The sequence below is a fragment of the Streptomyces sp. NPDC058864 genome (assembly GCF_042742985.1).
Classification (GTDB): Bacteria; Actinomycetota; Actinomycetes; order Streptomycetales; family Streptomycetaceae; genus Actinacidiphila.
Map to the genome: position 1 here is coordinate 1 of NZ_JBHYMQ010000138.1, position 7992 is coordinate 7992.

Sequence of the window (7992 nt, forward strand, 5' to 3'; positions counted from 1 at the left end):
CACCACAAGGCCTTGAGGGCGAACCCCGCCCCGAAGAGGATCAGGGCCAGCAGCAGGACAAGCAGCAAAGCAACCATGTCTTTTACCTCCTGACCCCGCGTGTGCCCCGCCGTCGTACCGGCATGCACAGCGCAACCGAGGTGCCGTCCCGGGGGTGTGTCCGACCGGGGTGGCATGATCCGGCCATGAGCCTGACCACGCGGCAACTCGCCCTCGCCACCCTGGACCGTCAGCTCCTGCTCGAACGCCGGCGCATCGACGTGGCCGAGGCGGTCCGCCGCCTGTGCGCGCTGCAGGCGCAGAGCCCGGCCTCCCCGTACCTGGCGCTGTGGAACCGCGTGTCGGACTTCGCGCCCGGGGATCTGGACGCGGCGTTCGCGGACCGCCGCATAGTGAAGGCGACCCTGATGCGGATCACGCTGCACGCCGTCCATGCCGAGGACCATGCCGGGTACCACGCCGCCATGGTGCGCACTCTGAGGGCGTCCAGGCTGTACGACCGCCGCTACAGCTCGACCGGACTGGCCCCGGAGGACGCCGACGCGGTCCTGCCCGGACTCGCCGGGTTCCTCGCCCGGCCCCGCACCGGCGCCGAGGTGGAGAACGAGGTCACGGGACGGTTCGGCGAGCACGCGCACCGGATGTGGTGGGCGCTGCGCACGTACGCGCCGATGCACCATGTGCCGGCCGGTGGCCCCTGGTCGTTCTCCCAGCCCAACACCTACCGCGCGGCGCACGCGGTCCCCGCGCCCGGCAAGGAGGACGCCGACGCCGGGGTGCGGCAGCTCCTGCTGTCCTACCTGCGGGCGTTCGGGCCCGGCACCACCCAGGACTTCGCACGGTTCACACTGCTGCAACGCGCGGTCATCGCCGCGGCGCTGCAGGGACTCGGCGACCAGGTGGTGCAGGTCGCGGGCCCCGGCCGCGCCGCCCTGTACGACCTCGCGGGCGCCACCGTCCCGGATGAGGACACGCCGGTGCCGCCCAGGCTGCTCCCCATGTGGGACAGCATCCTGTTCGCCCACACCGGTGCGGGCCGGGTCGTGCCGGAGGAGTACCGGCCGGTGGTCGTCCGGCGCAACGGTGACACGCTGCCCTGCCTGCTCGTCGACGGGCAGGTCGCCGGAGTGTGGCGGGCCACGCGCGGCGGAATCGAACTGACCGCCTTCCGCAAGCTCGGCAAGGCGGCGTGGGACGGCCTGGCAGAGGAGGCCGCGAAGCTCCTGGACCTGCTCGCCGACCGCGATCCGGCCGTCTACGCGCGCTACGGACACTGGTGGGACAAGGGGTTCCCCGGTGTCGAGAGCCGCTTCGTGAAGGGGTGACCGCGCCCCGCGCACAGGGCGTTCCCGCCCGGACCCCCGACCCCTCTACCATCGGAATCGGGGGGCATGAAAGCTTCGCCCCGGCCTGCCCATGAGGAGGCTTCCCATGGCACGCTCCGAACAGAACCACCGCGGCGAACCTGATCGAGAGCCCGAAGAACGGGGTCGGCAGGAACCGGAAACTGCCTCCGAGGAAGAACAGGGCCCGGGCTCGAAGGAGTCGACGGTGCGGCACGAGAAGCGCCGCGGCACGGGCCTCGAGGACTTCTGATCCTCGCGGAAGGGACACGCGCGGGCGGGGCGCCGCCCTGAGGACAGCGCCCCGCCCCGCCGGGCTCAGGTCGACAGCAGGCGGTTGAAGAAGGACCGGTAGCGCCGCAGCGCCGTGCGCAGTTCCTCGGTGTTCACCTCTTCGCCGCGGGTCCACTGGCCTTCCAGGCCCTGCTTGTGCTGGGCGAAGGTGGACGCCAGCTTCTGCATGACGTCGGCGACCAGTTCGTCGGCGGCGTGCACGGCGTCGCGCGGGTCGTCGACGAACTCGCTCTGGATCTGCTGCCAGCGAGTGCGGAAGTTCTCCTCGTCGTCGGAGCCCAGCAGCTGCGGGGCCTCGTCCGCGGCGGTGTCCCGGGTGGGGGCGCCGACCGCTTCGTCCGGGGGAGGTCCGCCCCGCGATCCGGTGCTCTCACCGGGGTACTCCGGTGCCCTGGAGGCCGTGTCCGGACGGTCCTGCGGGGGACCGGGAGGCGCGTGGGTCTCTGCGAGGTCCTCGGTGGCCAGCCCGCTGCCGCGGGAGACGCGCTCGCGTTCCATGGTTTCCGCCTTTCCAGTCTGTGTCGCCGGCCGGGTCCTTCGTCAGGCCCGGGCGTGGCGCCGCCCGCCGCCGTCGGTGAGCAGCTCGTCGAACAGCGCGCGGTAGTGCACCATCGCGCCCCGCAGCTGTTCGGTGGTGGCCTCGTGCCGTGTGCTGAGGTCGTTCACCTCATGGGCCGCCCGGTAGTGGTCCAGGGTCCGGCCGTGCTCCACCGACAGGTCCCTGAGCTGCTGGTCGAAGCCCTCGGTCGGGTAGCCGCGGTCGCGCATCAGGGAGGCCACGAGGCTGTCGGCGTCGTGGACGGCGTCCTCGGGCCGGTCGACGAATTCCTCCTGCACGCTGGTCCACTCCCGCGCGTAGCGGTCACGGACACCGTGCGGCAACGGCTTGATGTCCAGCGAGTCGTGGCGCTTGGCGCGCGCGGCAAGGTCCCGCTCGGCATCCATGCGGCTGTCGGCGCCTTCCACCGTCCGGTCGTACTCCGGGCCGAAGCGGTTCTTGAGGCGCCGGTGCCGGATGAAGAGGGTGGATGCGACCGCGATCAGGGCGAGTACCACCACCACGGGGATGATGATCGCCAGAAGTGTCCCTGTTGACATGGGGTCGACTCCCTAGCACTCACGGGAAACCCCCCTCAGGCGACGCCTGCCCTGGGCCCTTCCTCCGAAACGCCACTTCCGCGGACATTCGTCACGCGTGGCGCCGGCGGCCTGTCAAGAGGTGCCGCGCTCCGCCCGAAGGTGCTCGACGACCGGGTTGAGGGCCTTGCGGAGGGCCGCCTGCTCCTCGGCGGGGAGCAGGTCGATGAAGTGCTCCCGTACGGCGGCGACGTGGTGCGGGGCGACGTCGCGCATGGTCTCCCAGCCGGCCTCGGTGAGGACGGCGAACAGTCCCCGCCGGTCCGACTCGCAGTTCTCGCGGCGGACCAGGCCCGCGGTCTCCATGCGGCTGATCTGGTGCGACAGCCGGCTCTTGGACTGCAGGGTGGCGCGCGCAAGGTCGCTCATCCGCATGCGGTGCTCGGGCGACTCCGAGAGGTTCACCAGGATCTCGTAGTCGTTGATGGTCAGGCCGAACGGCTCCAGATCACGGCCGAGTTGGTTGAGCAGCAGGGTGCCGACGTCCACGTAGGTCCGCCAGGCGCGCTGCTCGTCACCGGTGAGCCATTCCTCGTTCTTGCCCTTCTCCATGCCGCCAGCATATCCAGCACATCAATTCTGCTGGAAAGCCCTACATTTCGGCCTTGGCGTCCGGAACCGATCGCGCCGGAGGCCCCCGCCGTCCCTCACAGGTTCCGGTCCTGGTGCGGGTGGCCCAGCCCGAACCGCTCGGGGGTGCCGGACTCTCCGGGGATGACCCGGGCGGAGGAGTTGTTCCGGCGGTTGAGGACGATCACGAGGGCCGCGATGACCGCGACGACGACCAGGGCTGCCAGAAGGTAGAGCATGTCGGTCCCCCGATGAGCTTCCGTGCTGCCGTGGCAACGGCGGCGGAATCTCATTCTGCACCCGGCGGCGGAGTAGGTCACGGGCAGTGCGAGCGCAAGGCGACGGCACCGCGTGCCGGGGCGGGACGCCCGCCCCGGGCGACGGCAGGGCTAGGCAGGGGGCCCGGGGGCGAGCGTGAGGGTGGCCGGCGTGCCCTGCGCCAGCATCTTGGTGTACGGGCAGAGCGCGTCCGCACGCCTGAGCAGGGGAGCGGCGGTCGCCGCGTCCGTGCCCGGCCAGGTGACCAGGACGTCCGCCCGCACCAGGTAGCCGCCGTCCCGGGGGTCGCGGCCGAAGGTGACGGTCGCGTCCACCGCGATTGTCGCGGGGTTCCGCCCGGCCTGCCGGGCGACCAGGCTGAGGGCGCCGTGGAAGCAGGCCGCGAGCCCCGCGGCGAAGAGCTGTTCCGGATTGGTGCCGCTGCCGTCCCCGCCCAGCTCGGTGGGGAGCCGCAGAGCGAGGTCGAGCGCGCCGTCGGCCGACCGGGCCCGTCCCGAGGCCCTTCCGTGGCTGGTGGCGCCGCCGTCGACGGTCACGGTGGTCGTGTAGATGGGCGAGAAGACCGGGCCGTCGAAGTCCTGAGCGGCGGACAGCCCCGGCAACCGGGTCGGCTCGTTCACCGGCGTGCCTCTCCACGGCGCGGGCTGCGGACAGCAGTGCGGCCTGCGGTCCGTGCGGGAGCCCACCTGCCGCTCGTGACAGTGGTCTGCATGCTCTGCCCTTCGTCGTCCCGGGGAGAGGCCCGGACCTGATCACCGATTCTGACCAACAAGCTGATGCCCGTGTGACGCGTGGGACGGAGAAATTCCGCCGAACTGTCCCCGCTCCGTCGGAGCTTGGCCCCGGAGGGGTCCGCAGGATGACCGGGATCCGGCAAATCGGGCGTCACAGACCCGTCGATCCACTGGTCTCCATGGGGAGTCCCCGCCACGGACGGCCGGCGGTCGCGCCGGCCACGGCCCGCGGGTGTGCCGGGTAGCCGTGGGTGTCCGTACGAGGAGGTTTTCATGAACTGGCGATACGAGGCGGCGTGCCGCGAGGAGGATCCGGAGCTGTTCTTCCCCATCAGCGGCAGTGGCCCGGGAATGGCGCAGATCGCCGAGGCCAAGGCCGTGTGCCTGCGGTGCCCCGTCACGGCGCGGTGCCTGGAGTGGGCGCTGGCGGCCGGCCGCCTGGACGGGATCTGGGGCGGGACCACGGAGGAGGAGCGGCGCACCATCCAGCGGCGCGAGTACGTCGAGCGCTGGCGCAGGGCGCGGCAGGTCCCCGCCTGATCCGGGTCAGACGAGTTCCAGCCCGCCGTCGACCGTGACGACCTGGCCGGTCATGTGCGTCCGCACCGGCTCGGCGACCCGCAGGATCCACTCCGCCACGTCCCTGGGATCGGCGAGGCGGCCCATCGGGATGCGCTCGCGTTCCCGGTCGAGCATCGACTCGATCTCTTCGGGGGAGAGGCCCGCGGCGGCCATGACGTCCGTGTCGGTCGGGCCCGGGGCGATCGCGTTCACCCGGATCCCCTGCGGTGCCAGTTCCAGGGCCCAGGTGCGCGTCAGCTGTTCCAGCGCGCTCTTGGTCGCGGCGTAGTACCCGCCGCCCGGCAGCGGACGGTGACCGTAGGTGCTGGACACGTTGACGATGGAGCCCGAGGACGCCCGCAGGTGCGGAAGGGCCGCATGCGCCAGCAGGCTCGGCGCCGTCACGTTGAGCGCGAACAGCCGCTCGACCGCCTCGCGGTCCGTCGCCTCCAGGGGCATGACGGCCGTGGCTCCGGCGTTGTTCACCAGGACGTCGAGGCGCCCCCACCGCTCCACGGCGGCGGTGACGGCCGCGCCGGGGGCGCCGTCCGCGCAGATGTCGAGCGGCAGTACCGCGATGGCGGAGTGCGCCCGGGCGGTCTCCTCCAGCGCGTCCTTGCGTCGTCCCACGCCCAGGACGCGCGCCCCCGCCTCCGCCAGGGCGACGGCGGTGGCCCGGCCGATGCCCGAGCCGGCGCCGGTGACGATGGCTGTGCGCCCGGAGAAGCGCTGGTCGGCAGAACTGCTCATGATGGTTCCCTGGTGATGGTTCGATGTTCGTCGTATATCGAACAATATAGGTCGCGGGAGTGGGGAGCGGGCCGTACCGCGTGGGATGAATGTCACATATGTGAGAAATGTTCGGTGATGCCGGGAAAGCCGGAACTTCTACGGGGCCGCGTTCGGGCGCGGTCGCGTCTGAGTGGCACCCCGCCGGTCACCACCGGGCGGGCCGCCGTCGTGCTGGTCCTGTCCGTGTCGTCGTGTTCTTCGTCCGTCAGGAGCACCGCCGGCTGGGACCGACCGCCGTCCGGGCCGTCTCCGGGATCACGCCGTGCGTCGTCCTGCACCCGCTCCCGGGCCCCGGACGCCCGCACCTCCGCGGCGAGGGCCTGCAAGGCATCCACGAAGTGGCCGCCACCGTCGGCCCGTTCAGGGAGCGCGCCACCTGGAGGGTGGCATGCACAGCCACGTGGCGGAGGCCGAGGCGAGCCCTGCGGCCCCACCGCAGCGGCCCGCCCCTCGGCCCCGTCCGGCCCGGTCCGGCACGTCCGGGCCCCGACGCGGGCCGCCCCGCGGCAGCCCAGGCGCGGTGACTGCCGCGAAGGTACGTTAAGCAGGTAGAGGCATTCACCGGTCATCGGCATCGGGAGATGGGCAAAGCCATGAAAATCGCAGTCATCGGCGGAACCGGGCTCATCGGCTCACAGGTCGTGAAGGATCTCGACGCGGCCGGACACGAGGCCGTGCCGCACTCCCTGTCCACCGGAGTGGACCTCCTGAGCGGCGAGGGCGTCGTGGAGGCCGTCGCGGGCGCCGACGTCGTCGTCAACCTCACCAACTCGCCGACCTTCGACGAGGCCTCGCCCGCCTTCTTCCAGACGTCCATGGACAACCTCGTCGCCGCGTGCGAGAAGGGCGACGTCGGCCACATGGTCATCCTCTCCATCGTGGGCGTCGACCAGGTGCCGGAACTGGACTACTACCGGGCGAAGGTGCTCCAGGAGGACATCCTCAAGGCGAGTTCGATCCCCTACTCCATCGTCCGCGCCACCCAGTTCATGGAGTTCATGGAAGCGACGATGTCCTGGACCACCGACGGCGGGACCGTACGGCTGCCGCGGACGCCGCTCCAGCCGATCGCCGCCGCCGACGTCGCACGGATGGTCGCCGAGGTGGCCTCGGGCCCACCGCTCAACGGGACCGTGGACATCGCCGGGCCCGACGTCTTCCCCCTCGAGGAGATCGGCCGGATCACCATCGCGGCCAAGGGCGACGGACGTACGGTCGTCGTGGACGACACCGCGGGCATGTTCGCCGTGGCCCGGGGCGACGTCCTCACCGGCGGCAGTGACGCCCGCATCGCCCCCACCCACTACAGGGACTGGCTGTCCTGAACGACCGGCGCGTCCCGGACGCGGACGACGCCGACCGAGGACGAAGCAGTGAATGAAGCCGAGGATCTCCGGGAAGCACAGGAGGAGTTCCAGGCCGCCCGCGGCGCCTTGTTCGGCATCGCCTACCGGATGCTCGGCAGCGTGAGCGAGGCCGAGGACGTCCTCCAGGACGCCTGGATCCGCTGGCAGACCTACGACCGTGCCAAGGTCGAGAACCCCCGGGCGTTCCTCGCGACGACGGTCACCAGGCTCGCGATCAACGTGCTCAAGTCGGCACGGGCCCGCCGGGAGACCTACGTCGGGCCCTGGCTGCCGGAGCCGGTGGACACCGAGAGCGACCCCGCCCTCGGCGCCCTGAACGGCGAGGCGCTCGAGGTCGCGGTGCTGATGCTGCTGGAGAAGCTCACGCCGGCCGAACGGGCCGCCTACGTGCTCCGGGAGGCGTTCGAGTACCCCTACACGCAGATCGCGGAGATCCTCGGCCAGTCCAACGCCAACGCCCGCCAACTGGTGAGCCGGGCGCGCAAGCACCTGGCGGCGGAGAAGCGGTCCAGTGTCGTGGCCGCCGATCACGAGCGGTTCCTGACGGCGTTCGTGGCGGCCGCCAAGGCGGGCGACGTGGGCGTGCTGGAGGACATGTTCGCCGAGGACGTCGTGTCGTACTCCGACGGCGGCGGCCAGGTGCGGGCGTCGAAGTTCCCGGTCGTCGGCCGGCAGCGGGTGGCCAAGTACATCCACGCGTTCGCCGACAGGTTCTGGGTCGACGCCGCCGTCGAGCCCCTCCAGGTCAACGGCAGGCCCGGCATGAAGCTGTCCCGCGACGGCACGGTCTTCGCCGTCCTCACGGTGAGCGTCACCCCCGAGGGCATCGACCGTGTGATGTGGATGATGAACCCGACGAAACTCGCCGTCCTGGACGCCGTCCCGGACGGGGGAGCGTGACGGTGCCCCCGGCGC

At 71.5% G+C, this 7992-nt stretch carries 11 protein-coding genes and 1 pseudogene; 5 read left to right on the forward strand and 7 right to left on the reverse strand.

From position 1 onward, the window contains the following. Positions 1 to 128, reverse strand: a pseudogene (locus ACFW3D_RS41675) (hydrophobic protein); the annotation flags it as partial. A 57-nt stretch (positions 129 to 185) separates the two neighbouring features. On the opposite strand from ACFW3D_RS41675, the gene ACFW3D_RS41680 reads away from it, so the two are divergent. Together ACFW3D_RS41680 and ACFW3D_RS41685 are read left to right on the forward strand one after the other, a co-directional pair. After that, the gene (locus tag ACFW3D_RS41680; RefSeq protein ID WP_500513666.1) at positions 186 to 1325 is read left to right on the forward strand and encodes a winged helix DNA-binding domain-containing protein; all 1140 of its coding nucleotides are present in this window, start codon (positions 186 to 188) and stop codon (positions 1323 to 1325) included. 106 nt (positions 1326 to 1431) lie between these two features. Next, positions 1432 to 1596, forward strand: a complete 165-nt coding sequence (locus tag ACFW3D_RS41685) for a hypothetical protein (protein ID WP_500513667.1) — start codon at positions 1432 to 1434, stop codon at positions 1594 to 1596. Between the two features lie 65 nt (positions 1597 to 1661). Here the strand turns inward: ACFW3D_RS41685 and ACFW3D_RS41690 are convergent, their stop codons facing one another. From ACFW3D_RS41690 to ACFW3D_RS41710, 5 genes are all read right to left on the reverse strand, one after another. Next, the gene (locus ACFW3D_RS41690; protein ID WP_500513668.1) at positions 1662 to 2135 is read right to left on the reverse strand and encodes a hypothetical protein; all 474 of its coding nucleotides are present in this window, start codon (positions 2133 to 2135) and stop codon (positions 1662 to 1664) included. A gap of 42 nt (positions 2136 to 2177) precedes the next feature. Beyond that, a complete protein-coding gene (locus tag ACFW3D_RS41695) occupies positions 2178 to 2735 on the reverse strand; it encodes a hypothetical protein (protein ID WP_500513669.1) in 558 nt (185 codons plus the stop codon). A 114-nt stretch (positions 2736 to 2849) separates the two neighbouring features. Continuing rightward, positions 2850 to 3326 (reverse strand): MarR family winged helix-turn-helix transcriptional regulator, encoded by a 477-nt coding sequence (locus ACFW3D_RS41700; protein WP_500513670.1) that lies wholly within the window; start codon positions 3324 to 3326, stop codon positions 2850 to 2852. Between the two features lie 95 nt (positions 3327 to 3421). Then, positions 3422 to 3583, reverse strand: a complete 162-nt coding sequence (locus ACFW3D_RS41705) for a hypothetical protein (protein ID WP_500513671.1) — start codon at positions 3581 to 3583, stop codon at positions 3422 to 3424. 150 nt (positions 3584 to 3733) lie between these two features. Next, positions 3734 to 4243, reverse strand: coding sequence for an Ohr family peroxiredoxin (locus tag ACFW3D_RS41710; RefSeq protein ID WP_500513672.1), 510 nt, complete (start codon positions 4241 to 4243; stop codon positions 3734 to 3736). 387 nt (positions 4244 to 4630) lie between these two features. Between ACFW3D_RS41710 and ACFW3D_RS41715 the strand changes: the two genes are divergently transcribed. Further along, positions 4631 to 4897 carry a WhiB family transcriptional regulator gene (locus tag ACFW3D_RS41715; RefSeq protein WP_500513673.1) on the forward strand — a complete coding sequence of 89 codons (267 nt, stop codon included), beginning with the start codon at positions 4631 to 4633 and terminating at the stop codon, positions 4895 to 4897. A 6-nt stretch (positions 4898 to 4903) separates the two neighbouring features. On the opposite strand, the gene ACFW3D_RS41720 is transcribed toward ACFW3D_RS41715, so the two are convergent. Next, complete coding sequence (locus tag ACFW3D_RS41720) at positions 4904 to 5668, reverse strand: SDR family NAD(P)-dependent oxidoreductase (RefSeq protein ID WP_500513674.1); 765 nt, start codon at positions 5666 to 5668, stop codon at positions 4904 to 4906. Positions 5669 to 6303: 635 nt separating this feature from the next. Between ACFW3D_RS41720 and ACFW3D_RS41725 the strand changes: the two genes are divergently transcribed. Then, complete coding sequence (locus ACFW3D_RS41725) at positions 6304 to 7035, forward strand: SDR family oxidoreductase (RefSeq protein WP_500513675.1); 732 nt, start codon at positions 6304 to 6306, stop codon at positions 7033 to 7035. A 48-nt stretch (positions 7036 to 7083) separates the two neighbouring features. Further along, entirely contained in the window at positions 7084 to 7977 is an 894-nt protein-coding gene (locus ACFW3D_RS41730) for an RNA polymerase sigma-70 factor (RefSeq protein WP_500513676.1), read from the forward strand. Positions 7978 to 7992: the final 15 nt, after the last annotated feature.